Source organism: Nonomuraea muscovyensis (assembly GCF_014207745.1).
Lineage (GTDB): Bacteria > Actinomycetota > Actinomycetes > Streptosporangiales > Streptosporangiaceae > Nonomuraea > Nonomuraea muscovyensis.
In genome coordinates, this window is the sequence record NZ_JACHJB010000003.1 from 22,941 (window position 1) to 49,895 (window position 26,955).

Here is a 26,955-nt window from a genome sequence, read left to right on the forward strand (position 1 = left end):
GATCGTCGCCTCGCCGCCCTGCTGCGCCAGCTCCTGGGTGACGCCGCCGGTGCGCCTGCCGTAGGGGGAGGCCGGGTCTGGGCTTCCCCTCGTAGCGTGGAGACCGAACCGGGAGAGGTTTGGTCGTGGCTGGAACCACGAGGCGTCGCTTTGATCCGGAGTTCCGGGCCGGGGCGGTGAGGATCGTCAGGGAGACCGGCAAGCCCGTTGCGCATGTCGCGCGGGATCTTGGGATCAACGAGTACACGCTGTACAACTGGGTGCAGATGGACCGGCTCGCGGCAGGGCAGGCCGGCGGCGACGGCGGAGGCGGGACGCTGAAGGAATCGGCGGAGGAGGAGCTGGCACGGCTACGGCGGGAGAAGGCCGAGCTGGCCCGGCAGCACGCCAAGGAGAAGGCGGCCTGGGAGAGGGAGCGTGCGGAGCTGGAGGACGAGCGTGATGTCCTCAAGCGTTCCGTGGTCTTGTGGGTGAAAGAGGCGATGGGCCGGTGAGCGTGGCGGCCTTCATCTGCTCCCAGAAGACCGACCACGGCATCGACCACGCGATCTCCTGTCGGGCGCTGGAGGTCTCCCAGTCGTGGTTCTACAAGTGGAAGAACCGCATCGGGACGGATGCGCCGACCGCCCGCGAGCAGCGGCGGGCCCGGTTAGATGCGGAGATCGAGCGGCTGTTCGCCGCCTCGGGCGGCACCTACGGCTCACCCAGGATCACCCAGGACCTGCATGAGGCGGGCTGGCGGGTGTCGGAGAACACCGTGGCCAGGCGGATGGCCGAGCTCGGCCTGGCCGGACGGGCGCCGAAGAGGCCGCGCTCGCTGACCCGGCGGGGCAAGCGGCCGGCCGCGCCGGATCTGGTGCGCCGGAAGTTCACCGCGGTCGCCCCGGACGTGCTGTGGGTCGGCGATGTCACGATGATCAACACTGATGAGGGACCGCTGTACTTGGCTTCGGTCGAGGATTTGTTCTCCCGTCGGTTTCTCGGCTACGCCATGTCCGAGCATCATGACGCGGCGCTGACGGTCGCGTCGCTGCAGATGGCGGTCGCTACCCGGGGCGGCGACGTGGACGGGGTGATCTTTCACTCGGATCGTGGGTCGGAGTACACCGCCGCCCGCTACCAGGCCGAATGCCGCAAGCATGGGGTGGTGCAGTCGATGGGCCGGGTCGGGTGTGCGCTCGACAACGGAGCAGCTGAGTCGCTCAACAGCACGTTGAAGGTCGAGTTCGTGCACCGGCAGCGCTTCAGGACACGTGCGGAGGCCCGGCTGAAGATCGCGACCTGGGTCGCGGACTTCTACAACGTCAAGCGCAGGCACAGCGCCAACGATGGGCTGTCGCCTGTCACATTCGAGCGTCAGATGATCGAGAAGAGGCAAGCGTCATCGGCCCTGTTGAGGGCCGCTGTGGCATAGGACCGTCTCCACGATTTGAGGGGATTGACACCTCGGGGTCTTCGGTGAACCAGCCGGCGACCGCGCCGCTCAGCCAGGAGGCGAACCTGCTCATCACGTGCGGTTCGGCAGTCGCGGATGATGCCTGGGCCAGAGCTGGAGACGGTGGGGACAGGGAGGCCGCCAGCACGATCGTAACGGCGATCGCGACCACGCGCCGTAACCGGGCGCGGCGACGACGTCGGCTGGATGTGGGCACGGGGAGCCGCTTGGGGGGCGACAACGACACAGGTACTCCACTCACGCAGGGGAACCAGCGCATAAGGCGGGCATAAAGATCCTCAGCGCAAAACACCCGAATCACGCCACAAGGGGGCGTGATCCGTCAATGTTCACCGAACGTGATGAATTGGACTTTCGAACGAGTGGTCGCAGTAGCGCCAGCCGCCGCGATGAGCTGCAAAGATCATCTTTGGGTCAGCTCCGAAGTGACAGACCGTGAAGACAACGGTCCGTAAACGGCGCAGGTCAGCTGAGAACGTCTCGCCGCAGCCTTGATCCACACTCCCAGCGAACTCACAGCAAACCGCAGCCACGCAACCTCGTACGTACAACCAGCCCTACCAGTCACGCAGCAGGCCGCAGGCGATCATGCCTTGACTCCGGTCGGCTGCCATGTCTAGATCAATCTGGTCAACAACACTGGAGGTGCACACGTGACCATCACGCGGCAGCCGCGGTCGTGACACAGCAGCCTTCAACCCCGCCCGCCCGCACTAGCCATCAGGCACGCACCATGAGGACAGCCGCGGTCGTGGCAGGCATTCTCCAACTGGTGCTCGCGGTCGTCCTGATCGGCATCCCGGGCATCTCGACGACACTGGACCCCGTCCATGAACCGGACCAGACCACCGTCACCCCACCCCAAGCTGCGATCGTCCGTCAGTCCACGGCCTCCTCCGGGCCGACGTCGCACCCCTTCACGTCCTCCTCGCCCAATCCATCATCAGCCACGCCACGACAGACGGGCTCGACGTCACCCCGCCCCGCGCCGACCACGCAGCCGCCGGCTTCCAGCGTGGCGGAAACCCACAACCGCATGGACAGACCGGCCGTCGGCACCTCGTCGCACCGTGCCCGGCCGCTGCCCGCTCAACAGGCGACCGACAAGCACGTACCCCCAGGACGCACAATCCGTCCATCCCCGAACCAGCACAGGCGGGCCGCAGGTCACCTGCATCCTGGCCCAGCGCTCCGGCCTGAACGGTCCAGGGACACAAGACCGGCGATGCCCATGCATCCGACACCAGCGCACGGGCACCGGGTAGCTGCGAACCATGACCCTGGCCCCCAGGTCAATCACCAGGACATCCACCAGAACCAGAGTGCGCATGTGCGAGGAGGACGGCTGCCCTGACGCTCGCGAATCGATCAGCCCTAGCCTGGCCTGCTTGTCGATTCGCTTCCCTGGGGAAACCACCAACCTCTTCGCAGCAGACGTGATCACGACCGCATGCCGGGATGGTCCCCGCCCTGCAGCGCCAGCGCGATCACCGCCACTTTGTGCCATGCGGCTTTGGCACTGGGACCATCCCCGCGCACGCGGAGGTGGTCCAAGAGGACCGGCGAACGCGCAGTCGCGCCACCGCAATGCTCCCCGGGCCTATGGGATGTTCAGGCAACCCGTGGATGGCAAGCGTACGGCGTCTGAGGCTTGTTGCGGCTAATACGCGGCCAAGGAATGGCGGGTCGAGGAGTTTCGGCAGGTCAGGGCGTTTATCGCGGCGGGTCTGTAAAACCGTCGGCTTCGCCTACGCAAGTTCGAACCTTGCACCTGCCACCAGCAGTAAGTGCAGCTCAGAGGCCCTTCGGGGCCTCTTCTGCGTTTCAGGGGTGTGCAGCCGTAGGCAGCTCCGAGCGGCCGTTTGTCGCTGGTCACGGGATAGATGCGGGATGGATCACGTCCCGTCTTCCCAGGTAGACACCCGTGATCCGAAGTACGCGCGGGATGATCTGGGAGGGCCGACAGCCACTGGACTCAGCGTCGCGACCGGTCGCGGATCGCGGCCTCGATGCGAAGGCCGACGCCTACCAGAGCGACCCCGATGAAGATGGTCACCCATAAGGGCGAATCGCTCGATTTGATATTCGCCTGGATGATGGCGAGCAGCACACCTAGGACGATGGCGGCGAGGCCGGCCAGTCCGATGGTTTTGGAGGTTTCGTAGCGGCGCCAGCTGGTCTGGGATCCGTCTTCCGGTTCGGTCACGGGCGTGAGCATCCCACACGGATATCAAGATCCAGTAGCGGTGAGGATTTGGCCACTTCAACTGGCACTGGCCAACTCTCTGGCCACAACGGCCAGATACCGCGTCACCTGACATCTGCACTCAACGTCGAAAAGGCCCCGGGGAGCCGGAGCCCTTCGAGTAGTGCTGCTCGTGATCTCATGCGGTCAGTACGTCCGCTATCCGCTGGTTGACGATCTCCTCCTGGCCGTCGATGCACTTGGCATAGACGCGGAGCAGAACATCCACTCCATGGCCGGCGCGGGCCGCCACTTCCGGGGCGGGTACGCCGCCGTTGAGCCAGAGCGAGACGGCCGCGTGCCGGAGGTCGTACGGTCGCCGGCCGAGCGGTGAGGCGGCCTGGGCGGGTGTGAGGGCGAGGATACGGGCCTCCTGCCAAACCTCAGTGTAGGCCGTCGAGGCGACCACGCCGCCGCGCTCACTGCGGAACAGCCGCCCGTCAGGGGCGACGCCGAACTCCGCAATGTGTTGCCGAAGGATCTTGACCAGTTCCGTAGGGATCGGGATGCGGCGGACGTCATCCTGACCCCGATGCTTGAGACCGCGCAGCTCGTGAGCGTCCCCCGTGTCGGTCCACCGGCGATTGACCTCTGGGCGTGAGCCGTCGAGGATGAGCCGTCCCCAGCCTTGCGGCGGGAGGTGGCAGTTCTGCTCGCGGAGGCTGACGGCCTCGCCGGGCGGGAGTGCGGCGAATATGGCCATCAGCCGCTGTCCCCGGCCCCTTCCGCCGCGCTGACGCTTGCCGACGTAGGTGAGTGCCACGAGCAGTTCGCGGGCTTGGCGAGGGTTGACCACGACTCGTGGATCCACTGTTTCGGTGGGCTTCGGGAGCTTCCACTTGATGCGGTGCAGCGGGTTGGACGGCAGCTCTTCCAGCTCGACGGCGTACTCGAAGACGTGGTGCAGGATGGCGCGCTTCCGCTTGATCGTGTTGGCATCGGCCTTCTTGCCGTCGAGGCGTAGCGTGAGGGCGTCCAGGGCCGGGCGGACGGCCTTGGTCTCGTTCAGGGCCCCCATAGTGAGCGCTGCGGCTTCCAGCCAGCGGACGGCCCGTGCGATGTCGGCGGGCATCGGGGCCGCTTGTCTTCGGGCAGAAGGATGTACTGGCGCAGGGCAGTACGGAGGACGATGGCGTCCGGCCGCCCTGCCTTGCTCGTCGTCAGTGCCGGGAGAGCCGTGGCCAGGGCGTCGGACATACTGTCACGGCTCTTGGCAGCCGCGTGCGGCCAGCGCGCCTCGACGTATGCCTTCACGAAGTCGAGGACCGTCCGGGCATCCTTGGCCTTGATCATCGACTGGGGAAGACCGTCTCCAGATCGAATGCCTCTCCCCGTCGTGCGGCCTGCCGCAGGTCGGTGAGGAAGCTCTCGCCGAGGGCCTTGGTCTTGTAGGTCTTGGACCTCTCCCGGCCGCCGACCTTCCAACGCACCTCCTAGGAGGGCGACTTGCTGGACTTGTTCCGCCGGATCTCCCAGAACTTCACGTCGTACGAGGTCGTCATGCTGCACTCCGGAACATACCCGGCGACTCCGGCGGCCCTGTTTGCACTACCGTCGCAGACGGGCCCGCCCAAGGTTACATCACAGCAAAGGGCATAATCAGCGGAGGCAAGGAAATCGCCAACGGGCCCTGTACTGCATATTTTACGGATATTCGAGTTGCAGTCGAACTTTTCGGCGGCGACATCAAAAAGCGGAAAGTCGGCTAATGCGATCGAGAGCAGGCAATGGCGATTTATGCGACCCGCATACTGGGCTTTACGGTAGCGGAAATCTGCATCGCGCTCTCTATGGGATGCGGCCAGCAAGCGCACTGGTACCCCATCGAATCCGCCGTTGTAGGAGCAGATGGTCGCACAATAACGGCGATAATTCTCACCAGCGAACCAGCGCCTGATGGAACCTCCTGTCAAGTGGTCACCAGCAAACAGGTTTCCGAGACCAGCAATCAGGTAGTGATTGGCGTAGAGGCCCGCAATGAGTGCGAACCGCGCTTTCCATGGGAAGAAGGCATCGCCACTCTATCCATTGGATACCAACGCGAGGTTCGCTTTGACCTGAAGAACCCCTTGAATGGGCGGCAGATTATAGACCGGGCAACACAGCAAGTTGTTCCGAGGTTCTAGTGCAACGGAGGGCCGTACGGGCAAGATAGATGCCCGTACGGCCCTCTTCGCTCTGCTTGGCCACATTCAGTGAGGTTCTCTCGCCCGTCCCCGCCCAGCGTCTGCTTGTGTGGTTGCCCAGATCCCAGAAGCGCATGTGGTTGTTGATCTCTGGCGTCATACTCTGAGGTGGCCTGGAGAGCGGCTTGGGCATTGGCCTGGCAATTGCGATCATCGTTGTGACGACCAGCGTCCTGGGCCTACAGGTACTCGTGATGTGGGCCCCGGAAACGACTCAAGATCGAGCTGGCGGAAAGTGATAGGCCTGCGGAGTAGGGCGATACGCCTCACTCCGCAGGTTCACAGTCCGAGGCCCGCTGCGGCGTTGTCTGTCCACCGGTCCACGATCTGCATATAGCCGAATAGGTCCCTAGCTAGGAATGTCCTGAAGATCTTGGTGGTCAGGCCAGATCGGGCTCGGGAATTCACACTCGGGTCATGATGGGCCGTCGGAGGGCTCCGGCCGGGCCTGAGGTGTGGGTCACGTGCCGGGAGTTGATTCCGGCCGGGAGCGTGTTCGCGTTCCTGGCCGAACACCAGCGGTTGTTGTTCCCGTCGGAGTCGTTCGCGGACATGTACGCGCCGGCCAACGGGCGCCCGTCGGTGCCGCCGGGCCTGCTGGCAACGGTGGTGGTGCTGCAGGCGCTGCATGGATTGTCCGATGAGGAGGCGGTCGCGGCGCTGCGGTTCGACCTACGCTGGAAGGCCGCCTGCGGGCTTGGCCTGTATGACCAGGGGTTCGATCCGTCGCTGCTGACGTATTTCCGGCGTCGGCTGGCTCGCTCGTCGGAACCTGACCGGATCTTTCAGACCGTCCGCACCGTGGTGGAGCAGACCGGGGTGCTGGCGGGCCGGACTCGACGGGCGCTGGATTCGGCGGTGCTGCTGGATGCGGTCGCTACCCATCACCCAGCTGATCGCCGCGATCCGCCGGGTGGCCCGCCAGGTGCCCGGCGCGACCGCGCTGGTGGCGGCGCACTGTCACGCCCACGACTACACCGACCCCGGCAAGCCGAAGATTGCCTGGGACGATGAGGAAGCCAAGACCGCCCTGGTGAGCGGACTGGTCACCGACGCGCTCACCCTGCTGGACCACCTGAGCGGCCAGGACCTGGACGAGTCAGCCGGGCACGCGGTCGGCCTGCTGGCCCTGATCGCCGGCCAGGACGTCGAGCCCGCCGACGGCTCCGATGGCACCGACGGACGATGGCGGATCGCCCGTCGCACCGCACCCGATCGGATCATCTCCACCGTCGATCCCGAGGCCCGTCACATCCACAAGAGTGGTCAGCAGCGTGACGACGGCTACAAGGCCCACCTGGCCGTCGAGCCGGAGACCGGACTGTTCACCGCCATCACGCTGCGCCCCGGCGCCGGCGCCGCCCATCACGAGGCCGCTGTTGCCCCTGACCTGCTCGCCGCCGAACGTGGCCCGCTGCAGATCCTGGCCGATGCCGCCTACGCCGCCGCCGAACTGCGCGCCACTCTCACCGACGCCGGACACCGGCTGCTGATCAAACCGCCCGCGCTCAAGCCCGCCGTGGTCGGCGGGTTCACTCTGGACGACTTCGTCATCGACACCAGCGCCGGCACGGTCACCTGCCCCGCCGGGCACACTGTCCCGCTCGCCGCCGCCGCGGGCCGCTACCAGCAACGCCGCGCCGCCTTCACCGGGTTATGCGCCGCCTGTCCGCTGCGCGATCGATGCACCACCGCCAAGACCGGCCGCATCGTGACCATCCGCCCGCACCACGACCTGCAGTCCGCCGCCCGCCACCAAGCCGCCACCGGATCGCGATAAACCAAGGAAGTCACGGGGTTGAGGTGGAAGCCTGATCGTCCCGTCGCCGTCGCCCCAGGACAAGCCCAGCAGACCAAGGGCTGGAGGTGAAGGTCGTTCTTCCGGTGGGGAGCTCCACCTTCACCTCCAGCCCTTGGCCCGCTTCCCTGCCGGGTGGGGCGACGGCGATGGGACGATCAGATAGGGGAACCCGTGAGGAAATGCAAGGCTTCCCAGCTGTTGATCGAATGGGATGCTCCTATCGTGACTCCTTTGAGGAAGAAGTGAACCGTGCTCCATACAACGCCACCGACGGAGCCCGAGAAGATTGACACCGTCCGTACCTGGGGCAGCGTACTCCTTGCTGCGGGTCTCGGGCTCTGTGTCGGTGCACTTTTCTGGGCAGGCGGAAAGCCTTCCTGGCAAGTTCTCGGAGTCTTTGCGCTCGTGGTCCTGGTTGGCTTGGGGTTGCGCATCGAAGGGGCCATACGGCAGCGCTGACGCCCCAGTCTAAGGATCCCGCTCGTGGCATTCGCCGTTGCATTTCCAGGGAGTCTCACGCGATTCAGAACGGACCACGTATGGTCTCTGGCTGCATTGAACTACGCGGAACCGGCCAAGATCGAGCTTTTAGTCTGCAGGTTCAGGGGTGACCCTGGCTGGCTCAGCCTCGCGGGACATACGCGGGATGATCTTCCCTGGCATCAGAAAGCGAGAGTCGTACCCCGAGGTCAGAGGCCTGATGCAGTGAGGAACGTCGGCCCGCTGTAAAACAGTCGGCTCAGCCTACGCAAGTTCGAACCTTGCACCTGCCACACCAGCAGAAAGAGGCCCTTCACCAGCGAAAGCGCGGTGAAGGGCCTTGTTGTAGCCAGCTGTCCATGGCCATCAACGGCGCTCTATGGGTGCTCGCGTCGTATGCGCGTCGGCGTCAGTTGGCCTCTTGACGTGGCACCAGGGCGTCGGCGATGAGCCTGCGGGCGACGGCGTCTTGGCCAACAACGCACTTGGCATAGACCCGCAGAAGCACGTGCACACCGTGCCCGGCCCATTCGGCAACCTGGGGGGCGGGGACCCCGGCGTTGAGCCAGGTGGAGACGCAGGCGTGGCGAAGGCCGTACGGGCGCTCCGCGAGCGGTGAAGGGGCCTCGGCCGTGCTGAGCGCTGATGCCCCGCCTTCTGCCAGAGGCGAGCGCTGCTCCGGCGGTGGTAACCGATGTCGCCCTCTCTTGGTTGCTTGGTCACATCTCAGCAGATGTCCGGCTCCGTGGGCGCGTTTCAGGAGAGGCCCGGAGAAACGTCATGAACTCTATAGCCGCCCGGCGGTAATACCTCGTGTCGATCTTCAATCATCGGAGAGGTGCGCATGAGCTTAGGCAGTGGCTTGGTCGCCGCCGTCCTGGCCGGGTCGGTGGGATTCGCGACCGTGCAGGCGCCCGACGATCCCGGCGGGCAGGACTCCGGGCAGGCGGTCGCGCAGCAGGGGAGCGGCCGGTCGGGCACGGTGACCCTGCTCACCGGCGACCGGGTTGTCGTCACCCCCGCCGGTCACCGGGTGGAGCCGGGGCCGGGCAGGCGGGTCCGCTACTCCACCCGGTACCGTGACGGGCACCTGCATGTCTATCCGTCCGACGCGTTCGCGCTGGTGGCGCAGGGGGTGCTGGACGAGCGGCTGTTCGACGTGACGCAGCTGCTGGAGTGGGGGTACGGCGACGATCGGCGGGGCGACATCCCGTTGATCGCGCAGGGGGACGTGCCCGCCCCGCGGAGCGCGAGGCAGGCCGGGCACCTGTCCCAGTTGGGCATGTCGGCCATGCAGGTGCCGAAGGAGAGCGCGGCCGAGGCGTGGAAGGGCCTGGTCGGCGGCGCCCGGACGTTGAGCGGCGGGAAGACGAAGCTGTGGCTGGACGGCAAGCGCTCGTTCAGCCTGGACCGGAGCGTCAAGCAGATCGGCGCTCCGCAGGCGTGGCAGCAGGGCCTGACGGGCAAGGGCGTCACGGTGGCCGTGCTGGACTCCGGCTACGACCCCGACCACCCCGATCTGAAGGGTGTGGTCACGCAGGCGCGGGACTTCACCGGTGGCACCGACGCGCGGGACAACGTGGGCCACGGCACGCATGTGGCGTCGATCGTCGCGGGCGCGGGAGAGAAGCAGCGCGGCGTGGCCCCGGACGCGAAGATCGCCCTCGGCAAGGTGGGGGATCGGATGATGTTCGAGTCCCACATTCTGGCCGGCATGGAGTGGGCCGCCGTGGAGGTCAAGGCCAAGGTCGTCAACATGAGCCTCGGCGGCCCGGACACGCCCGACGCGGACCCGCTGGAGCAGGCGGTCGACACGCTGTCGGAGCGGATCGGCGCGCTGTTCGTGATCTCCGCAGGGAACGACGGGCTCGCCGGGACGGTGGGCAGTCCCGGCAGCGCCGACGCCGCTCTGACCGTGGGCGCGGTGGATCGGGACGACATGAAGGCGTCCTTCTCCAGCGCCGGGCCCCGCAAGGGCGATCACGCGATCAAGCCGGACGTGACCGCGCCGGGTGTGGAGATCACGGCCGCCGCCGCGGCGGGCACCGCGGACGGGTCGTACGTGGCGCACAGTGGCACGTCGATGGCGGCGCCGCACGTGGCGGGCGCGGCGGCGATCCTGGCGCAGCGGCATCCCGACTGGAACGGGGCACGGCTGAAGGCGGCGCTCATCGGCAGCGCCGCCCCGAACGGGAGCGCCACGCCGTACCAGGAGGGGGCGGGCAAGGTGGACCTGGTCCGCGCCCTGGCCCAGCCCGTGGTGGAGACGACCGGCAACGTGTGGGCGGCGTTCCCCTGGAACGGCACGGGGGAGCGGGTGGCCACCAAGACCCTCACCTACACCAACTCCGGCGACACCCCGATCACCCTGGACCTCACCACCTCCAACGACGTGCTGCGCCTGGAGCACCAGCGGCTCGAGGTGCCCGCCAAGGGGGAGGCCTCGGTCACGTTGACGATCCACGCCGAGGGCAAGGCCCCCGGCGACTACCCGGCCACCGTCACCGCCAGGTCCGGCGACATCGTGATGCGCACCCTCGCGGGCGCGTACGTGGAGCCCGAGTCGTACGACCTGACCGTCAAGGCCGTCGGCAAGGAGGGCCAGCCGCTCTTCGTGAGCTCCGGCGAGGTCTACGACCTCAAGACCGGACGCTGGGAGCTGCTGTTCTTCCAGCGTGGCGTGGCGAAGGTCCGCCTGCCGAAGGGCGACTGGAACCTCTACGCCGACGTGGGCGACGACGAGGTGACCATGACCGCGCACCAGGCCGTGCCGTTGACCGACGCCGACCGCGAGGTGACGCTCGACGTGCGGGAGGGCAGGGCGGTGAGGTTCGCGGTGGACGAGCCGACCGCTCAGCAGGCCGATCTGCTGGAGATGAACCTGATCAACGGGTCCTGGATGTTCGGGTTCATGGTCGGCGGCGGCGGGATGACCTACTACGCGCTCCCTGTCAGAACGTCGGGTCTGACGTACCTGGCCAGGACCGTCTGGCACAAGAAAGACACCCGGCCGAGCCCGTACCGCTACGACCTGGTCCATTACCACGAGAATGGCATCCCGGACGACCCCACCTACACGGCGCGGACGAGCGAGCTGGTGAAGGTGGAGGCGAGCTACCGGGCTCCCGGCACGGCCGCCCAGGCCCGGGCATACGTGGGCGTCCGGCTTCCGGGGCACCCCTGGAACCTCGTCTTCCCCTACCCCAGCCCCGCCATGGACCTGCCCGGGACGATGACGCACTACCGGACGCCCGGGTTCGCCTGGACGACGGAGGTGTGGACGGGCACGCACGTCGTGGCCGGCACGACCGGGGTCCTCAAACGCGGCACCGTCAAGGAGACCTGGAACGCCGCCGTGACCGGCCCCGCGTTCGGCACACCGGCCGGCGATCGCGACGGTGACCGGCTGCGTTTCAGCGCCGACCGGCTCTTCACCGACGCAGCCTCCCTCACCGGCGCCGACAGCGCCACCACCGGCACGCTCACCCTGGCCCGCGGCGGTGCGGTGCTCGCCAGGGCGGACCTGGCCGGGTGCGCCTACCTCCAGCCCGCCCGATGCCTGCTGGACGCCCGTCAGCTCCCAGCCGAGGCGGCCGACTACACGCTGACCGCGTCCGCCCAGCGGCAGGGCACTCTGTCCACGGGCATCGAGTCGGTGTGGACGTTCCGCTCGGAGCGGACCGCCGAGGCGCGAGCGCTGCCCCTGATGGCGGTCCGCTACGTCCCCGCCGGGCTGGACGACCACAATCGCGCCAAGCCCCGGTCGCTGACTCGAATTCCCATCCGTGTCGAGCGCAACCCCGGCGCGGAAGAGGCGCGGGTCAGGACGATCAAGCTGGAGGCGTCGTTCGACGACGGCGGAAGCTGGCGTCCGGTGCCGGTGGTCCCGTCCGGCTCCGGCTGGGCCGCGCTGCTGGCCAACCCGGCTACCACCGGGTACCTATCCCTGCGCGCCACTGTCGCCGACACCCGAGGCGGCCGTGTGACGCAGACCGTGACGCGCGCGTACGCGGTGGGCTGACGCCAGGATCCCTGCCCGGCACCCGTTCGGGCAGGGACACCTGCCAGGTCAGCGGACGTGGAACGCCGGGTCGCGCGCCTTGGACGTGCACTCGCCCACGAACTCGACCGTCTTGCCGGGCTTGATCTTCTTCCAGCCCGCGCTGTGCTGCCTGGCGCCGTTGTTGAGCGCGTTCTTGCACCAGTAGACGAGCCGCGCCTCGCCGGTCCTGTTGTCGTTGTTCCAGCACTTGCCCCACACGGTGGTGTCGCCGGCGCCGGGGGCGTTGCACGACACCCGCGCGACGCGGGCCGTGTCGGCGGCCTCGGCCACGCCGCCGCCCAGCGAGATCAGCACGGACACCGTGCCCGCGGCGAGGGCCGGCGAGCGCGTCAACGGCGGGACAGCACCCACTCATGACCTTGCCAGACGCCTGCATCGATGATGGGGGGATAGCCGACTTCCGCAGGAAGCAGCCTCACCAGCCGTGCCTCGCGGAGCAAGTCGGCAGTTCCTGGCTTGGTCGCCACTCGCACGACAAACTCATCGGTCAGCCATGTGGCATTGGTCCAGCCCCGGCCGCGCTTCGCAGTGCCGAGATCTACGTCGTGTTCGCGCAGGACCGCCTCGGCCACGTGCTGGGGTTCCGGCCACTGATTCCGTCTGCGATGAGCGACGACACGATCGAGGACCTGCTGCGCCGCCTGGCGCCGCAGGTGCTCGGGAGGCTCGTGCGCCGGTACGGATATGGTGATGACGACGCGGCCCTCGCGCAGCTCGGCGAGGTCCCGTTGCGAGGTGTCCGGTGGCTGGATGCCGTGGGCCGACTGAGCTTGCCGTTCTTCTTCGCCAGGCCATGCCTTCGCGGGTTCGCAGGTGCCCGAGGTTGGCCTCGAACTCGGCGACCATGGCCAGGGTCTGCAGGAACCGCCGCCCGAACGGGTTGTTCCAGTCGTAGACGGACGCGTCAGTGACGGCCACATCCGAGCGTCCCGCCCGCCATCGCACGACCTTCGCCCGGGTCCGCTCCAGCGGGATCGCCGCTTCCGCGGGCGCGGCGGCGTGAAAGAGGCCGCCGACTGTGCCGGCGGCGCGGGAGGAGGCGGCCCACGTTCGGGTGCCGGCTCCGACGAAGGGGACCGTTCACCGAGCTGTGAACGGCCCCCTCCATCACCTCGAACGTCGCTCGCTTGCCCCGAGCGACCAGACCCCCGCGCCCGCCCCGGTCAGAGCGCGAAGTCCACGGCGAACCTCTGGTACACCTGCTCCTTGGCCGCCTTCGCCCTGGGCGAGTAGGCGGCGTAGAAGGACTTGCCGCATTCCAGGTCCTTCAGCGCCGCCTTGATCTCCTTCTCCAGGTACGGCTTGGCCTGCTCCGGCTTCAGCTGCGGCATCAAGGCCAGGGTGCGGCCCTCGGGCACCTTCGGCAGCGGGCTCTTGCGCAGTTTCTTGGCGACCTGCGTGGCCTGCTTCGTGAACGCCGACCGACCGCCTTCGGCCAGGGCCGAAGGCCTGGTGTCGCTGATGTCGAGGCACGCGCCGAACTGCTTACCGAGCTGCGCGAGCCGCTCGTCCTTGTCGAGAGCGGCCACGGACTTGTCCAGTGCCGCGTTGAGCTGGGTGAGGTAGTCGCCCCGCTGCGAGGTGACGGTGAGGCCCAGGTGCTTCTCGGCCGCCTCGGCGAAGCAGGCGTCGTCGGCCGCGCGCCATTTCTTGAGCTCGTCCGCCGGCATCGCCATCAGGTTCTTGTTGTTCACGCTTTCCCCGGACACCGGGTTGACCGCCGGGTCACGCGGATAGACCAGCTTGGACCAGACGCCGAACCCGTACTTGGCCCGGTACGCGCGCAGCGCCTCATGGTCGCCGGCCAGCCGCTCGAGCTCTCCCGGCTGCCACTTGCGCTTGACGATCGGCTCGGCCAGGTAGGTGAGCCCCTTCTCCTGCATGCAGGCCACCCTGGTCTCCTCCATGGCGGCCTTCTTCTCGTAGGCGGCCTGCGTCTCCGGCGAGGGGAGACCGCTGAACGTACCGATGAGCAGGGTGGCTGCGACGGCCTTCGCTGCGATCAACATGGTTTGCTCCTTCACTTGGGCATGCGAAACCGCGCATGCGAAACGGGCGCATGCGCAACAGCGGCATGCGAAACAGAACTTCCGGCCTAAAGGCCGGATCGGGGAAAGTCTCAGCAGGGGATCTGCATGCGGGACGCGTTCGGCGACACCTCGGGCAGACCGGGGACGACATCGACGGTGAGCACCGCGGTGCCGTTCGCCGTGCCCTTCCTCTTGATGACCTCGCCGAAGGGCAGTTTCGCCTTTCTGTCCCTGGTGTTCACCGTGCGCTCGCCCAGGTAGCGATAGGTGCGCCCGTCGAAGATGAGGTCCGAGCGAGTGCCGTCGCCCTGGTCCATCCCGACGGCCAGGCCGGGCCGGCCGGCGACGTCCACGGTGCCGGGGATGAGCACGATGCCGTCCAGCCCCGCGGCCACCTGGTAGAGCGCGGCGCTCAGGCTGGGGCGAACCACCGACTCGGCGACCAGGCCCTGGAGGGAGGACCACATGCGCAGCGGATCCGCGCCCGTGTCGGCCACGATCCTCGCGCGCACCTGCGCGGGGTCCGTGGGCCAGCTGCGCAGCCGAGCGTAGGCCGGTTGGCCGGGGCAGGTCGCGGGCTCGTACACGGTGTCCTCGACGCCATGGTCCCAGCGGTTGCGGGGCGCCGGTCCCGTGGCCGACACGGCCTGCTCGCGGCTCAGCCAGGGTCTGCCGACGTCGGCGGCCTCCCAGCGTTCCTCGTTGACCAGCACCTTGCTGTACTGCAGCGTGCCGGCCTCGTCCGCCGTGAACAGGCTGCGCTGGGTCAGCCTCCTGGTGTGCACGTACTGGCCGCGGGCCGGCACTGTGTCCGGCTGCTCGGCGGCGGCCCGCGCGGCCAGCTTGAGCAGCGTCTGAGCGTCGGCGGGAGGCGCGGCGAGCGGGTTGCCCGGATCGGAGCCGCCCAGGCCCACCTGGGCGGCGAGGATGCCGACGGTGAGTGCCGCCGCCATGGCGCCGGCCAGGGCGACTCGCCTGGTACGCAGGAAGGCGCCGGAACGGGCGAGCACCCCACGGCCACGCGGACGGGCGAGCACTCCCCGTCCGCCGGGACGGGCGACCGTGGACATCAGGGCAGCCCGGGAGGCCGCCAGGTCGTGCGCGCTCGGCTCGGGCGTGTCGGCCCACAGGCGGCCGAGCTCCTCCATCTCATTCATGGTCTGTCCCTTCCAGAGCCTGCCGGATCTTCTTGCGCGCCCGGTTGAGCCGGGAGCGGACAGTCCCGACCGGGACGTCCAGCGCCTCGGCCACCTCCTCGTACGTCAGCCCCGCCCACGCCACCAGCAGCAGCGTGTCCCGGTCGCCGGCGCCTAACCCGGCCAGGGCCGCCACCAGCGGCTTGTTCACCGCGAGCGTGCTCACGCCGTCCTCCACCAGCCCGCCGCCGATCTCCACCGGGTGTACGCCACCACGCACGTACGCCCGGTAACGGGCCGCCTCGCGCCTGCGCCTCTTGCCGATCACGTTCGAGGCGATGCCGTACAACCAGGGCCGGGCGTCGGCCTGGCAGGACCGGTAGCGGTGCCGGTGCTCGAACGCCGCCAGGAACGTCTCGGAGACCACGTCCTCGGCCGCTTCCGGACCGAGCCTGCGGGCCGCGTAACGGTGCAGGGCGGGAGCATGCCGGTCGAACAGCGCGGCGAATGCCTGCGGCTCCCGCAGGGAGCGGCGGATCAGGTCGGTGTCGGCGGCCTCGGCTGTCGCCGGTTCGGCCATGAACGGTTCAGCTCCTTCGCGCGGGTGCGGGCAGATTCGCCTGTTCTTACCGCTGCTCCGCCGCAAAGTTCACACCGGAGCCCTGCGATTTCTGCTCAGCCGCGGCCCCAGCCGTACCCCCTTGACGCCGTGCAGCAGGCGGCGCCGCCCGGCCGGCCCGGTGCAGCGCTGGGGGCAGAGGGCCGCTTCACCGGCGGACACGCGGGTGTCCCGGCGCAACCACGCACGCTGCACCTGAGCGGCCTGCTCCCCGCGCACGCGGGGATGGTCCTCTGTCGCGCGGCGTGGTGCAGTCTGGGGACGTGTCTCCCGCGCACGCGCGGGGACGGTCCCGTGGCCAGGACGCCGGGGCGGGTCTCCGACTCGTGCTCGGGGCTGCGGCCACGGGAGTGGTGCAAGAGTTTGGCCTGGTGACAGGCGTGGTGTCGTGAGATGAAGACGGCCATCGCGTGATCCTTCGAGTGCAATCGAAGATCAAAGGAGATGGCGATGGCCGTAGACAGCAGTGTGACGCCTGAGCAGTGGCTGGCGAAGCAGATCGAGGCAAGCAACCCCGATGTGTTGCGATCCATGGTGAAGACCATGGCCGAGGCGTTGATGTCGGCGTATGGGGCGCGAGAAAGGGTGGCCGCGCCAGAAGTGGTAGAGCAGTGCTCCAGGCTAGTAGCGGTGCGGTCCGACGTGCCCCTCGAACAGCTTGCACCGCGCCGGCTCGTCCGCATACGGGGAGCGCGGGTCGGGGTGGGGGTCGGCGCGTTCGGCCGGGCACGGCGGCAGCGTGAGGAGCTCGCGGGCGCGGAGGTCCCAGCGGATCCAGACGAACCGGTCCGGCCCGGGCAGCACCTGGACGTGCGCCGCGTGGGCGCCCGGGTGACCGGGCTGCAGTTCGCACCCGTAGACGGCCTTGCGCTCGTGCCTGCCGCCCTCGGCCAGCAGAGCCCACTCGGCGTCGGTGAGGACGTTGTAGTGCGGGCAGTCCTGTTCGCCAGTGTGCCGTTGCAGGCCGGTGGCCACCGCGGCCGCCAGCCCGGCCGCGGTGAAAACCTGATGCACGGCGTCGTGGACCAGCTCGACGTCGTCGTCGCTCAGCTCGATCGCGCCGAGCTGGTCGGCCAGCAGCCGCACGTGGGTGGCGAAGTGTCGGCAGGCGTCGACCAGCGCCGTCACCGGAGCCACCGTGTCGTGTGGGCCATCGTGCGGTGGGTCGGCCGGCGCGTCCTGGTACGTCACAACGGTCCACGCTACGCCCTCCGACTGCGCGCACGGCGAACGGCTATGCCGCCATAGCGTGTCGAGGCCGCTGGTTAGAGCCAGCCGTTAGATCGCGGCGATCATCTCCTCAACCTGCGCTCGAACCTGCTGGCCGAACTGCTGTCCATGGCGGAGCCGATGGCGCGCCGGCTTGTCCAACGCGATGATGTGGCGCCTTCGCACCGGCAGCCCGTGGCGGGATCTGCCCGCCGAGTACGGGCCGTGGTCCACCGTCTACGACAGGTTCCGGTCGTGGGCGATGGCGGGCGTCTTCGAGCACCTGAGGCAGGCGGTGATCCCTGGTGCCGCGGCCCGCGGGCAAGCCGACCTCGATCTGGTCAGTGTGGACTCCACTACGGTCCGCGCCCACCACCATGCCGCCGGATGGCCTTGACGGCGAGTTGCTCAAGGCGCTGGAGGAGGCCGCCGAACAGGAAAGAGGGCTGCGCCGAAGGGGCAAAACCCTCAAGACGGCGGACCCGGTGGCGAAGATGGCGGTGAAGGCGGGGACACGTACGGGGACGGACGCCGGCGGTTACGACTGCGGCGCAGTATCCGGCTGAAGGCGGCCGAGCTGGGCCGCTCGCGAGGTGGGCTGACCAGCAAGGTCCACCTGTCCGCCGACCGGCGATGTCGTCCGTTGTCCTTCGTCCTGACCCCCGGCCAGGCGGGAGACAGTCCGCAGTTTCGCGCCGTCCTGGCCCGGATCAAGGTCCGCCTGCCTGTCGGCCGACCACGCACCCGCCCGGGTGCGGTGGCCGCCGACGGGGCGTACTCATCCCGCGCAACCACGCCTATCTGCGAAAGCGCTGTATCAAGGCCGCCATCCTAGAGAAGGCCGCCCAGGCGGTCCACCGCAAGAAACGCGGATCCCGCGGCGGACGCCCGGTCAGCCATGATCCGGATCTCTACAAGCAGCGCAACACGGTGGAACACTGCATCAACCGGATCAAGGAGTGGCGCGGGTTGGCCTTCCGCTTCGACAAGGCTCCCGAAAGCTATCTCGCTGGCCTTCATCTCCGAGGAGCCATCTTGTGGATCCGAAGCCTTCAACGCACCGCGCGACGAACAAAGCCGGGCGGCCGGACGCTGCCCTCGCTTCTGGAGCCGGTACGCAGCCATTGAGCCAGAGCGAGACGGCCGCGTGGCGGAGGTCATATGGTCGGCTGGCGAGCGGTGAGGCGATCTGAGCGGGTGTGAGGGCGAGGGTGCGCGCCTCCTGTTCCTTGATAGGGATGGTGAAATCTGGCACTGCATGTATGCGTTGCGGGCCGTTTGTCGCTGGTCGGGATGCACACGGGATGGATCCGAGGGCGTTTCCCCAGGTGGGCGCGGATGCGTGGCCGTACGGCGTGGCGGTGGGCTCGTTCGATCTGGGCGCCGCTGGGAAGGCACGACGCTGAAGTGCGGGCCACGCAACGGACCTGCCTGAGCGATAGCGGGAGCCGAGCCGCGGTGATGGGTCCGAGCCGACCCATCACCGCGCTCTGCTATCCGGCGAGGGCTGCCAGCTTGACGGCTGCCGCAGGGGCGATGCCCAGCTCGGCCGCCGCTGCCATCACCGCGTCGGCGGGGTTGGTGTGCCGGTCGAGGTGGCGGGTGGTGGCGGCGACGAGCTTGGCGGGGGTGTCCGGCGGCAGGCCGAAGTCGTCGGTGATGGCGCGCACGGCCAGGGTGACCGAGCAGACTCCGGTTTCGGGCAGGTCGAGCTGGACGTCGCGGGCGGCCGCCCAGTCTCCGGCCAGGGCGGCGACGACGGAGCGGGCCTGCTCGTAGCCGGTGGCCAGCAGAAAGGTGGGAGCGCGGCCGTAGCTCTTCATTCCGATGGCGTAGTAGCCGGGCTCGGGGTGGGCCAGTTCGTCGACGCCGTGGGGGCGGACGGTGCCGCAGGAGTGGTCGTTGGGGTCGATCAGGGGAGCGAGCAGGCGGGTGGTGCCGAGGATGGGGTCCAGGTCGAGGCGCAGCTCGGCGGCGATGGAGTGGTCCGGCCGGTAGCCGGTGGCGGCGACGACGTGGTCGGCTTTGATGGTCCGGTCGGGGGCTCCGGGCCGGCGGGAGCGGAGTTCGACGGTGCCGTTGTTCAGGACGTGGACGGCGTTCACCGTGAAGCCCGCTGCCAGCTCGACGAGGCCCTTGTCGACGAGCAGGCGCAGGCCCGAGCCGAGGGAGCCGCGGGCGGGCAGGGCGTCGTCGTCCCCGCCGCCGTAGGCGCGGTCGGGCGCGTCGGCGCGGACGGCCCAGGTGACGCGGGTGCCGGGCGCCTGCTCCACCAGGTCGGCGAACGCGAGGAGCGTGGTGGCGGCCGAGTGTCCGGCCCCGACCACCACCGTGTGCCTGCCCGTGAACCGGTCGCGGTCGGCGCCGAGCACGTCGGGCAGCGCGTCCTCGATCCAGTCGGCCGCCTCATGCTCGCCGTGGGCGGGCAGGCCGTTGGCGCCGAGCACGTTCGGGGTCGCCCAGGTGCCGGAGGCGTCGATCACCGCTCGCGCGGTGATCTCGCTGCCGTCCTGCATCCGCACGACGAACGGTGCGGTCTCGCGGCCGGCTGTCCGGAGCCGGTCGACGTCCAGGCGGCTGATCGCGGACACGCGCGCCCCGTAGCGGACCTGCGGAGCGATGACGTCGAGCCCGGCCAGCGGCTCCATGTAGGCGGAGACGAGATCCTGGCCGGTGGGCAGCGCCTCGAGGTCGGGCGCCGTCCATCCGGAGGCGTGCAGCAGGCGCACCGCGGCGGCGTCGGTGTTGTAGCGCCACGGGCTGAACATGCGCACGTGTCCCCACTGGCGCACCGAGGAGCCGGCGACGGGACCGGACTCCAGGACGACGAAGGGCAGGCCACGCTCGATCAGGTGGGCGGCCGCGGCCAAGCCGACCGGCCCGGCGCCGATCACGACGACCGGCAGAGCTGCGCCGGACTGATCGACTTCGGGCAGGACGAGGTCAGGCTGATGAGGCATCAGGCGAGATCCTTTCCAACAGGGCGCTCTTGCGCAGGAGGACGAGGGCGAGCGCGGCGACGGCGTACATGACCAGGGCGTAGGCCAGCACGGTGAGGCTGACCCGGGTGGCGTCGGCCGACAGCCCGGCCACCAGCAGCGCCAGCGACAGGTTGCGGACGGTGGTGGTCATCGCCACCGCTCGCCGGGCGGCCGGGGTGGCCAGGGCGGGGGTGGCGTAGGCGGCCAGGCACACCAGCGACAGCAGGGCGAAGGTGGCGTAGCCGGTGGCGGGGATGGCGGCCAGCTGGGTGGCGGTGGTGGCGAGGATGTAGCCGGTCATCGTCACCAGCAGCAGGTCGGCCACCCTGCGGCTGAGCTTGTGCACCCGCTCGGCGAGGGTCGGTCGGCGGGCGCGCAGCCACATGCCCGCTGCGATGGGGATCAGCTGGGCGATGAGCATGGCGACCACCTGGGCGGTGGCGGCGCCGCCGATGGCCGCGCCGGCGTAGGGCGCGGCCAGGCTCCAGGCGGGCACGGCGAGCAGTCCGAGCACGGCGAGCGCGCCCTGCAGGCTGACCCCCAGGGCCAGATCGCCGCGGGCGTGGTAGGCCAGCAGCGTCCCGGTGCCGCCGCCGGGTGCTGCGGCGGCGAGCACGATCCCGTAGGCGACCGGCCCGTCCAGGGCCAGCCCGTGCACCAGCGCCACCGCCACAGCCGGCACCACGGCGACGTTCACCGCGGTGGCCGCCGCCAGCGCGTGCGGGCGGCGCAGCAAGGTGGTGAAGCCTTCCACGGTGAGCGCGGTGCCGATGGTGAGCATGGTCGCCACCAGCAGCATGACCAGGCCGGCGGTGACGACCGGGGGCCCCACGGTCAGGCCCCTCCGAAGACCGCGGCCGCGCTGCCGCGCACGTGGGCGGCCAGCGGGGCGGTGACGTATTCGGCGTCGTGGATCACCCCGCGCAGGGTGTTGGAGGCGAAGGAGCGCTGGAACTCCAGGCCGACGTAGACGAGCCCGGGGCAGGTGGTGGAGATGCCGCCCGCGTGCAGGGGCGCGCCGGTGTCGTCGAGGGCGCCGAGCGGGCGCAGGTAGCCGAGGTTCGGCCGGTAGCCGGTGGCGAACAGCACGGTGTCGACCCGCTCGGGCGTGCCGTCGGCCCAGATCACCCGGTCGCCGTCGAAGCCGGTGAACATGGGCTTGCGGTCCCACCGGCCGGCCTCGAACGCGGCCTGGTAGTGGCCCTCGTCGAGCACCAGGGGTGCGCTGAGCAGCGGTGCCAGCCAGGCGGGCGGAAGCTGGTCGAAGCCGGTGGTGGTGAGCCAGTGGTGGATGTCGTGCCCGCCGATGACCTGGGGCGCGAAGGCGATGGGGGCATGGGTGGCCAGGGTGACGGTGGCGACCTCGGCGAGTTCGTGCCCGACCTGGACGGCGGAGTTGCCGCCGCCGACGACGACGACACGCCGGCCGGTGTACGACTTGGGCTCGCGGTAGTCGGCCACGTGCAGCAGCCGCCCCGTGAAGGCGTCCTGGCCGGGCAGGGCCGGAACGTGCGGGTTGCCGAAGGAACCGCTGGCCGCCACCACGCCCCGGGCGTGCAGCTGCGAGCCGTCCGCGGTGCGCACGACGAAGCCGCCCCGGCCGTCGGGTTCGACGGCCTCCACCCGGGTCCGGGTACGGATCTCGCCGCCGCCGGCCTGCACCTGGTCGGCGAAGCGGGTCAGGTAGGTGACGACCTCGTCGCGGTGCGGGTGGTGGTCGGGATCGCCCGGGAACGGCAGGCCGGGCAGCGTGCTGTGCCGGGCGGGAGAGAACAGGGTGAGGCTGTCGTAGTACGCGGGCCACGAGCCGATGGCCTGGTCACCGGCCTCCAGGACGACGGGGCGCAGTCCGGCCTCCAACAGGGCGCGCGCGGCGGCCAGGCCGGACTGACCGCCGCCGATGACAACGACATCAAGGGTCTCGAACGCTTCCGAAGAACTCATGGCCCAGATCATATCCTCAAATCATGAAATGACAATATGATGATCTGGGGTGATGCTATGACCATGAGCACGGATGGGATCGAGCTGACCGAGGCGGCGCGCGGGTTTCTCAAGGCGATGGCCAGTGACACGCGTCAGCAGATCCTCATGCTGTTCGCCGGCGGGATCGAGTTGACGGTCAACGAGGTCGCCGAACGTATGAACCTTGCCCAGTCGGCTGCCTCCACCCATCTGGCCACCCTGCGCGATGGCGGCGTGTTGACATCCCGCCGGGAGTGGAAGGCGGTCTACTACCGGGCCGACCCGGCTCGCATCGGTCAGGCGTTGAGCGACCTGCAGATCTCCCTCCGGGCGTGCTGCCCACCCACCGATTGCTCCCCAAGCGGCTGCGGCTGATCGGCGTCCGGCGGGTCAGCCGCCGCACGGGCACGGGCCCACCGGATGAACGGCGGACAGCGTGCCGCGCCGATCCAGGGAGACCTCGCACGTTCCGTCGACTGATGCCCCTGTAGCAGCGAGTTCTTTCGGCAACCGCCCGTCGGTCGATGCGCGCTCCGTCGGCGATGTCGTCCTGGCCGATCTCCGGTGGGCGGGGCTGCCGGCCCAGGAGGATGCCGTCATCGGTGATGTTGCCGGTGGGGATGTCCAGGTGGCCGTGCTCGGCCCGCCAGGCGACGGCCAGGGCGTAGCAGTCCGGCCACGCGGAGGTGGTCAGGCGGTCGACCAATGTCATTCCATTCCATTTTACAATTGACCACACACCGTCCGACTCATTTCCCAGAGTGTTCGACGCCATATCTCGTGTTGATGTGACTGCGACATTAACGCATCGATGCCGGAGACTAGATATCCAGCGACGTGAGCCGCAGCCGAACCTCCTCGGACTTGGGATCACCAGAGTTCGAATAGAAATCGAATGCCTCCGTCCAGGCGCTTTGGGCAGCCGATTCATCGCCCAGAGCACGGTACGAATCGCCAAGCTTCAGGTTGGCTGCTGCGAGGCAGCGGTCGCTGCCCAGGCTTCGGGTAATGGAGATGGCCTCCTGATAGTTGGTGATCGCCTGCCGATGTCTTTCGAGTGCGGCGGATGCGCGGCCGAGGTTTGTCAAGTTGATCGCCTGCAGAAACAGCGACCCACCTCGCCGGTTGATCTCCAGCGCCTCGCGCCAGCACTGGATTGCCTCGAGAAAATCCCCCAAGCCAAAGTGGATTTCCCCGAGATTATCGAGATTGTGCGCCCGGCCACGCGCATTGCCGAGTCGCGTCGCCAGGTCCAGGGCTTCGATGCACTGAGGCCAGGCAGTCTTGTAATCGCCTGCGTCGATCGCAAGCATGGCCATGTTCCCGAGAGTTTTGGTCTTGCCGTCGAGGTCGTCACAGGAGCGGAATGCGGAAAGTGCGTCGTCGTAACAGCGAGTTGCCTCGTCGCGCCGGTGGAGCTCGGCGTTGGCGTTTCCCATGGCGTTCAGCAGGTGACCTTCCATCCGGGAGTCACCGTTTTCCCTTGCCGCCTTTATCGCCGCCTGGTGACTGTCGATGAGGACATGCAGGTCCTTGTAATGGGCCAGGAAGTTCTCCAGGAGGTAGGCGATCTGGCACGAGGCGCTGAAGGCCTCGTTCGCGTACGCCCATGCGGGCAGGACCGCGAGAGTGTGATACTCCAGCTCGCACCATTGCAGGGCGGCGCGAGGATCGGCAAAACTGACGATCGCGACGGCTTCCGCCGGCTCCGGCAAGGGATCGCGGTGACGGTCGGGCGCGAAAATGACGTCAACGGCGCATAGGGCGTGCATGAACCACACGAGCAGACGGGAGATCGCATCGACGCGGTCGGCGGAGGAATCGTGATGCAGTGTCTGCTCAGCCGCGTGCGCGCGCACCAGATCATGCAAGTGGTAGCGGTCACGATCACGCTGCTCCACCAGATGGGTGGCCACCAGCCGATCCAGGTGGCGCCGCGCCTGGTGAGCCGGCAGGGCCGAGATGGCGCTTGCGGCGGCTAGGCCGATATCGGCCCCTGGATACAGCCCGCCGACCAATCGCAGCACGCGTGCCGTCTGCGCGTCGAGGCTCTCATACGACCATGAAAGCACTGTGCGCAGGTCCGTGCCTGCATCGTCGCCGGAGTCGAAGGCGTCCAATCGCTTGTGGCCTCTACTGAGCTCGTCGACGAACGCGGCCAGAGACATGTCCGGCTGTCGGGCGATGCGCTCGCCGATGATGCGCAGAGCGAGCGGCGATTTGTCACAGAGGTCTGCGAGGCGCCGAGCCTGAGTGTCCTCGGCGCTGATACGGCTTTCGCCTGCCACGCTGGCCAGCAGCCGGAGCGAGTCGGGCATGTCCAGTGGGGGCAGGCTGATCCTCACGGCCGCCTCTCGAGCCACCAGCCCACGCAGCTGGTTCCGGCTGGTGATCACTGCGATACAACCGCGTCCCGGTAGGAGCGGCCGGACTTGTTCGGTGTCCGACACGTTGTCGAGGAAGACGATCATGCGTCGTCCCGCCGTGCGTGTTCTGAAGAGTGCTGAGGCTGCGGCCAGATCAGGCGGAATCTCTTGCGGAGGCACTCCCAAGCTGCGGAGAAGCATGGCCAAGGCGCTTGCCGGGTCGAGCGGAGGTAGTGTTTCGAATCCTCGCATATTGACATGCAGCTGGCCGTCGGGGAAGTCGGGCGCAACTGCCGTACACCAATGCGTGGCGAGGGCGGTCTTGCCGATTCCGGCGTTCCCCACGATGACGATCACCTTGGGCGCCGAGTCGGCGCTCGTACCTCTTTCGTCCAGAACCTTGTTGAGCAGATCCACTTCGCTGACCCGACCAACAAAATGTGATATGTGTGGAGGAATTTCCTGAGGCGGGAAAACTGCAGTGGCGACGGATACGTTGGCGAAGGGTTCCGCGGATGCCTCACCGATCGTGTCCGTGCTATCAGCGTGGGCGGCAGCGATCGAACCCTTGAATATCGACATGCTGCGGTGCTCGGCTGCCCGCCGGACGAGCAGCGGGAAGCGTTCATGGTGACCGGTGAGAATCGCTTGATGGAGCAACTTCAATTCATCGCCAGGAGCGATGCCCAGATCGTCCTGGAACAGCCGGAAAACTGTGCGGTAAGTGTCGAGCGCCTCCGCTTGTCGGCCGCCTCGACAAAGCGCCGTCATGAGCTGGACCCAGAACCGTTCGCGTAACGGGTGCTCAGCAGTCAGCGCCCTGAGCTCGGCCACCAGTCCGCCGTCCCGGCCCAATCGCAGGTCGAGGTCCATTCGCCGCTCGACAGCCTGAAGGCGCTGTTCGGTCAGCGGTGGAACTTCAAGATGATGTAGCGTCTCAGAGTCCACGTCTTCGCATACTGAGCCACGCCACAGAGAGAGTGCCCGGCGGAGAAGATCGGCCTCGCTCTCCGGATCGCCGGCATGAGCGGAAGCCTCCATGAGCTGCTGAAACTCCAGCAGATCGAGCTGGTGATCCGCTGCGCGAGCGGTGTACCCGCCTGGCCGAGTGCAGATCACATCGCTCAGGCCGGGCACCTGGCGGAGGCGCGCCACAATGGTCTGCACGACGCGACGGGGGTCTTGCGGTGAGGAATCGCTCCATAGTCGTTCGATCAACTGCTCGACGGTGACAACGTGATTAGGGTGGAGAAGGAGCGATGCCAGCAGCGTACGTAGCCTGCTACTCGTAAGCGGCGCAGCTATGCCATCGCGCCTAATCGTCAGAGGTCCGAGAACCGAGAAGTGCACTCGTGCCATAATGCGCTCACCTCTTCGAAGTAGATGAAGGTCGGAGCTTCCGCCAGGGAAAAGCGAAACTCGTCCGCGCCTCGGTGTCGTACCGGGCGCTGACGAGTTTCATGGCTTCTTCTGAGATGATGTGATGCATTCCGCGGGTGATCCGGGTTGAGATTCTGCCGCTGGTGAAGACGGCTCCGTATGTCCCTGGAAGGCCGCGACGCGTTCGACGTCTCTCCCCTTGTGCGGCGCTTGACCGACACACGATCCCCTGAAGAAGAACCTCCCGTCGCTGCGATTGCTCGCCGCGCGCCCGCCGGCCGGTTTCCCCTTCGTATTCGTCCGGTACGGGGCGCGCGGCAGCGAGCGGGCTCAGCCGGCGGGGCGGTAGACGAGGATCATGGTCCCGGTGGTGGTCTGGGCCGACTGCTCCAGTTCCAGGCGCTTGAGCGGGCTGTCGGTGCCGAACAGGCGCCTGCCCGCGCCGGCCACGACCGGCGAGACCATCAGTCTGAGCTCGTCGAGCAGGTCCTGCTCCAGGAGTGAGCGCACCAGGCCGGGGCTGCCTGCGACGCCGATGTTGCCGCCCGGCTCGCTCTTGAGTCGGGCGATCTCCTCGGTCAGGTCGCCTTTGAGGAGTGTGGTGTTCTGCCAGTCGGCCCGGTCGAGGGTCGTGGAGGCGACGTACTTGTGTGCGGCGTTGATGTAGCTCGCGAACGGCTCGTCGGTCGAGGTGGGCCAGTATCCCGCCCACTCCTCGTAGGTGACGCGGCCCATCAGGACGGCGTCCTGGGCGTCCATGACGGCGTTCATCTCGGCTGCCATCTCCTCGTCGAAGGCGGACTGCCACTTGTCCGGCGACTCGGTGACGCCGTCGAGGGAGATGAACAGGCTGGAGACGACTTTACGCATGATGCACTCCTTCTGAAGTGTCCAACGGATACCAGAGTATCCATTGGACACTCCGGTGTATAGCAGATACTTGGATTCGGTCGACATGCTCCAGGACGAACGGCCGCGACCCGCTCGCGAGAGACCCGCGCTCACCGCTCCTTGCCATCGCGAGGGCGGCCATAGAGA

At 68.2% G+C, this 26,955-nt stretch carries 23 protein-coding genes, 1 tRNA gene and 3 pseudogenes; 9 read left to right on the forward strand and 18 right to left on the reverse strand.

Going from position 1 to position 26,955, the window contains the following annotated elements; translation table 11 throughout:
* Window positions 1–125 precede the first annotated feature (125 nt).
* Both FHU36_RS31670 and FHU36_RS31675 read left to right on the forward strand, forming a co-directional pair.
* Complete coding sequence (locus FHU36_RS31670) at window positions 126–494, forward strand: transposase (protein WP_185087783.1); 369 nt, start codon at window positions 126–128, stop codon at window positions 492–494.
* Window positions 491–1,414, forward strand: coding sequence for an IS3 family transposase (locus tag FHU36_RS31675; protein ID WP_185087784.1), 924 nt, complete (start codon window positions 491–493; stop codon window positions 1,412–1,414). Before FHU36_RS31670 ends, FHU36_RS31675 begins: the two co-directional genes overlap by 4 nt.
* A 921-nt stretch (window positions 1,415–2,335) precedes the next feature.
* Here the strand turns inward: FHU36_RS31675 and FHU36_RS31680 are convergent.
* Window positions 2,336–2,515, reverse strand: a complete 180-nt coding sequence (locus tag FHU36_RS31680) for a hypothetical protein (RefSeq protein WP_185087785.1) — start codon at window positions 2,513–2,515, stop codon at window positions 2,336–2,338.
* Between the two features lie 639 nt (window positions 2,516–3,154).
* Here FHU36_RS31680 and FHU36_RS31685 point away from each other — a divergent pair.
* A tRNA-Tyr gene (locus FHU36_RS31685) sits at window positions 3,155–3,236 on the forward strand.
* A 195-nt stretch (window positions 3,237–3,431) separates the two neighbouring features.
* Here the strand turns inward: FHU36_RS31685 and FHU36_RS31690 are convergent.
* The 3 genes from FHU36_RS31690 to FHU36_RS45070 all read right to left on the reverse strand — a co-directional run bounded on the left by FHU36_RS31690 (window position 3,432) and on the right by FHU36_RS45070 (window position 5,131).
* Window positions 3,432–3,662, reverse strand: coding sequence for a hypothetical protein (locus tag FHU36_RS31690; RefSeq protein WP_185087786.1), 231 nt, complete (start codon window positions 3,660–3,662; stop codon window positions 3,432–3,434).
* 178 nt (window positions 3,663–3,840) lie between these two features.
* Window positions 3,841–4,773 carry a tyrosine-type recombinase/integrase gene (locus tag FHU36_RS31695; protein WP_246503020.1) on the reverse strand — a complete coding sequence of 311 codons (933 nt, stop codon included), beginning with the start codon at window positions 4,771–4,773 and terminating at the stop codon, window positions 3,841–3,843.
* A gap of 217 nt (window positions 4,774–4,990) precedes the next feature.
* Window positions 4,991–5,131: a hypothetical protein gene (locus FHU36_RS45070; RefSeq protein WP_246503021.1), complete on the reverse strand. Its 141-nt coding sequence runs from the start codon at window positions 5,129–5,131 to the stop codon at window positions 4,991–4,993.
* A gap of 297 nt (window positions 5,132–5,428) precedes the next feature.
* Here FHU36_RS45070 and FHU36_RS31700 point away from each other — a divergent pair, with 297 nt between their 5' ends.
* The 3 genes and pseudogenes from FHU36_RS31700 (at window position 5,429) to FHU36_RS31705 (ending at window position 7,667) form a co-directional block, all read left to right on the forward strand.
* Window positions 5,429–5,827, forward strand: coding sequence for a hypothetical protein (locus FHU36_RS31700; protein WP_185088960.1), 399 nt, complete (start codon window positions 5,429–5,431; stop codon window positions 5,825–5,827).
* A 480-nt stretch (window positions 5,828–6,307) separates the two neighbouring features.
* A pseudogene (locus tag FHU36_RS47090) lies at window positions 6,308–6,628 on the forward strand (transposase); the annotation flags it as partial.
* 127 nt (window positions 6,629–6,755) lie between these two features.
* Entirely contained in the window at window positions 6,756–7,667 is a 912-nt protein-coding gene (locus FHU36_RS31705) for a transposase (RefSeq protein ID WP_185087787.1), read from the forward strand.
* A gap of 910 nt (window positions 7,668–8,577) precedes the next feature.
* Here the strand turns inward: FHU36_RS31705 and FHU36_RS45080 are convergent.
* Window positions 8,578–8,811: pseudogene (locus tag FHU36_RS45080) on the reverse strand (tyrosine-type recombinase/integrase); the annotation flags it as partial.
* 201 nt (window positions 8,812–9,012) lie between these two features.
* Here FHU36_RS45080 and FHU36_RS31710 point away from each other — a divergent pair.
* A complete protein-coding gene (locus FHU36_RS31710) occupies window positions 9,013–12,189 on the forward strand; it encodes a S8 family serine peptidase (RefSeq protein ID WP_185087788.1) in 3,177 nt (1,058 codons plus the stop codon).
* 48 nt (window positions 12,190–12,237) lie between these two features.
* Here the strand turns inward: FHU36_RS31710 and FHU36_RS31715 are convergent, their stop codons facing one another.
* The 8 genes from FHU36_RS31715 to FHU36_RS31750 all read right to left on the reverse strand — a co-directional run bounded on the left by FHU36_RS31715 (window position 12,238) and on the right by FHU36_RS31750 (window position 17,144).
* Window positions 12,238–12,564 (reverse strand): hypothetical protein, encoded by a 327-nt coding sequence (locus FHU36_RS31715; protein ID WP_185087789.1) that lies wholly within the window; start codon window positions 12,562–12,564, stop codon window positions 12,238–12,240.
* Window positions 12,561–12,803 carry a hypothetical protein gene (locus tag FHU36_RS31720; RefSeq protein ID WP_185088961.1) on the reverse strand — a complete coding sequence of 81 codons (243 nt, stop codon included), beginning with the start codon at window positions 12,801–12,803 and terminating at the stop codon, window positions 12,561–12,563. Before FHU36_RS31720 ends, FHU36_RS31715 begins: the two co-directional genes overlap by 4 nt.
* Window positions 12,712–13,176 carry a recombinase family protein gene (locus FHU36_RS45085; protein WP_312891983.1) on the reverse strand — a complete coding sequence of 155 codons (465 nt, stop codon included), beginning with the start codon at window positions 13,174–13,176 and terminating at the stop codon, window positions 12,712–12,714. The genes FHU36_RS31720 and FHU36_RS45085 overlap by 92 nt, the downstream gene beginning before the upstream one ends.
* 218 nt (window positions 13,177–13,394) lie before the next feature.
* Window positions 13,395–14,240: a hypothetical protein gene (locus tag FHU36_RS31730; RefSeq protein ID WP_185087790.1), complete on the reverse strand. Its 846-nt coding sequence runs from the start codon at window positions 14,238–14,240 to the stop codon at window positions 13,395–13,397.
* A 110-nt stretch (window positions 14,241–14,350) separates the two neighbouring features.
* Complete coding sequence (locus FHU36_RS31735) at window positions 14,351–15,418, reverse strand: CU044_5270 family protein (protein WP_185087791.1); 1,068 nt, start codon at window positions 15,416–15,418, stop codon at window positions 14,351–14,353.
* The gene (locus FHU36_RS31740) at window positions 15,411–15,977 is read right to left on the reverse strand and encodes an RNA polymerase sigma factor (protein WP_185087792.1); all 567 of its coding nucleotides are present in this window, start codon (window positions 15,975–15,977) and stop codon (window positions 15,411–15,413) included. The genes FHU36_RS31735 and FHU36_RS31740 overlap by 8 nt, the downstream gene beginning before the upstream one ends.
* A gap of 69 nt (window positions 15,978–16,046) precedes the next feature.
* Window positions 16,047–16,235, reverse strand: a complete 189-nt coding sequence (locus FHU36_RS31745) for a hypothetical protein (RefSeq protein ID WP_185087793.1) — start codon at window positions 16,233–16,235, stop codon at window positions 16,047–16,049.
* Between the two features lie 402 nt (window positions 16,236–16,637).
* Entirely contained in the window at window positions 16,638–17,144 is a 507-nt protein-coding gene (locus tag FHU36_RS31750) for a hypothetical protein (RefSeq protein WP_185087794.1), read from the reverse strand.
* Window positions 17,145–17,391: 247 nt separating this feature from the next.
* On the opposite strand from FHU36_RS31750, the pseudogene FHU36_RS46965 reads away from it, so the two are divergent.
* Window positions 17,392–18,293 (forward strand): annotated as a pseudogene (locus tag FHU36_RS46965) (IS5 family transposase); the annotation flags it as partial.
* A gap of 425 nt (window positions 18,294–18,718) precedes the next feature.
* Here the strand turns inward: FHU36_RS46965 and FHU36_RS31765 are convergent.
* From FHU36_RS31765 to FHU36_RS31775, 3 genes are read right to left on the reverse strand one after another with little or no spacing between them, the layout of a single operon-like run.
* A complete protein-coding gene (locus tag FHU36_RS31765; protein ID WP_185087797.1) occupies window positions 18,719–20,185 on the reverse strand; it encodes an FAD-dependent oxidoreductase in 1,467 nt (488 codons plus the stop codon).
* Window positions 20,169–21,038 (reverse strand): bile acid:sodium symporter family protein, encoded by an 870-nt coding sequence (locus FHU36_RS31770; RefSeq protein ID WP_185087798.1) that lies wholly within the window; start codon window positions 21,036–21,038, stop codon window positions 20,169–20,171. The genes FHU36_RS31765 and FHU36_RS31770 overlap by 17 nt, the downstream gene beginning before the upstream one ends.
* Before the next feature lie 2 nt (window positions 21,039–21,040).
* A complete protein-coding gene (locus FHU36_RS31775; RefSeq protein ID WP_221497042.1) occupies window positions 21,041–22,150 on the reverse strand; it encodes a flavin-containing monooxygenase in 1,110 nt (369 codons plus the stop codon).
* 57 nt (window positions 22,151–22,207) lie between these two features.
* Between FHU36_RS31775 and FHU36_RS31780 the strand changes: the two genes are divergently transcribed.
* On the forward strand, window positions 22,208–22,546 hold the full coding sequence (locus FHU36_RS31780) for an ArsR/SmtB family transcription factor (protein ID WP_221497043.1): 339 nt from the start codon (window positions 22,208–22,210) through the stop codon (window positions 22,544–22,546).
* Between the two features lie 446 nt (window positions 22,547–22,992).
* On the opposite strand, the gene FHU36_RS31785 is transcribed toward FHU36_RS31780, so the two are convergent.
* Together FHU36_RS31785 and FHU36_RS31790 are read right to left on the reverse strand one after the other, a co-directional pair.
* Window positions 22,993–25,896, reverse strand: a complete 2,904-nt coding sequence (locus FHU36_RS31785) for an AfsR/SARP family transcriptional regulator (protein ID WP_185087800.1) — start codon at window positions 25,894–25,896, stop codon at window positions 22,993–22,995.
* 351 nt (window positions 25,897–26,247) lie between these two features.
* Window positions 26,248–26,787, reverse strand: coding sequence for a dihydrofolate reductase family protein (locus FHU36_RS31790; protein WP_185087801.1), 540 nt, complete (start codon window positions 26,785–26,787; stop codon window positions 26,248–26,250).
* Window positions 26,788–26,955: the final 168 nt, after the last annotated feature.

What these genes read in the sequence shown, in the direction of transcription:
- FHU36_RS31785 (WP_185087800.1), bottom strand. Translation starts at nt 25,896, where the DNA reads ATGGCACGAGTGCACTTCTCGGTTCTCGGACCTCTGACGATTAGGCGC.
- FHU36_RS31735 (WP_185087791.1), bottom strand. Translation starts at nt 15,418, where the DNA reads ATGAATGAGATGGAGGAGCTCGGCCGCCTGTGGGCCGACACGCCCGAG.
- FHU36_RS31775 (WP_221497042.1), bottom strand. Translation starts at nt 22,150, where the DNA reads ATGAGTTCTTCGGAAGCGTTCGAGACCCTTGATGTCGTTGTCATCGGC.
- FHU36_RS31710 (WP_185087788.1), top strand. Translation starts at nt 9,013, where the DNA reads ATGAGCTTAGGCAGTGGCTTGGTCGCCGCCGTCCTGGCCGGGTCGGTG.
- FHU36_RS31705 (WP_185087787.1), top strand. Translation starts at nt 6,756, where the DNA reads ATGCGGTCGCTACCCATCACCCAGCTGATCGCCGCGATCCGCCGGGTG.
- FHU36_RS31700 (WP_185088960.1), top strand. Translation starts at nt 5,429, where the DNA reads ATGGCGATTTATGCGACCCGCATACTGGGCTTTACGGTAGCGGAAATC.
- FHU36_RS31730 (WP_185087790.1), bottom strand. Translation starts at nt 14,240, where the DNA reads ATGTTGATCGCAGCGAAGGCCGTCGCAGCCACCCTGCTCATCGGTACG.
- FHU36_RS31740 (WP_185087792.1), bottom strand. Translation starts at nt 15,977, where the DNA reads ATGGCCGAACCGGCGACAGCCGAGGCCGCCGACACCGACCTGATCCGC.
- FHU36_RS31695 (WP_246503020.1), bottom strand. Translation starts at nt 4,773, where the DNA reads ATGCCCGCCGACATCGCACGGGCCGTCCGCTGGCTGGAAGCCGCAGCG.
- FHU36_RS31765 (WP_185087797.1), bottom strand. Translation starts at nt 20,185, where the DNA reads ATGCCTCATCAGCCTGACCTCGTCCTGCCCGAAGTCGATCAGTCCGGC.
- FHU36_RS31790 (WP_185087801.1), bottom strand. Translation starts at nt 26,787, where the DNA reads ATGCGTAAAGTCGTCTCCAGCCTGTTCATCTCCCTCGACGGCGTCACC.
- FHU36_RS31780 (WP_221497043.1), top strand. Translation starts at nt 22,208, where the DNA reads ATGACCATGAGCACGGATGGGATCGAGCTGACCGAGGCGGCGCGCGGG.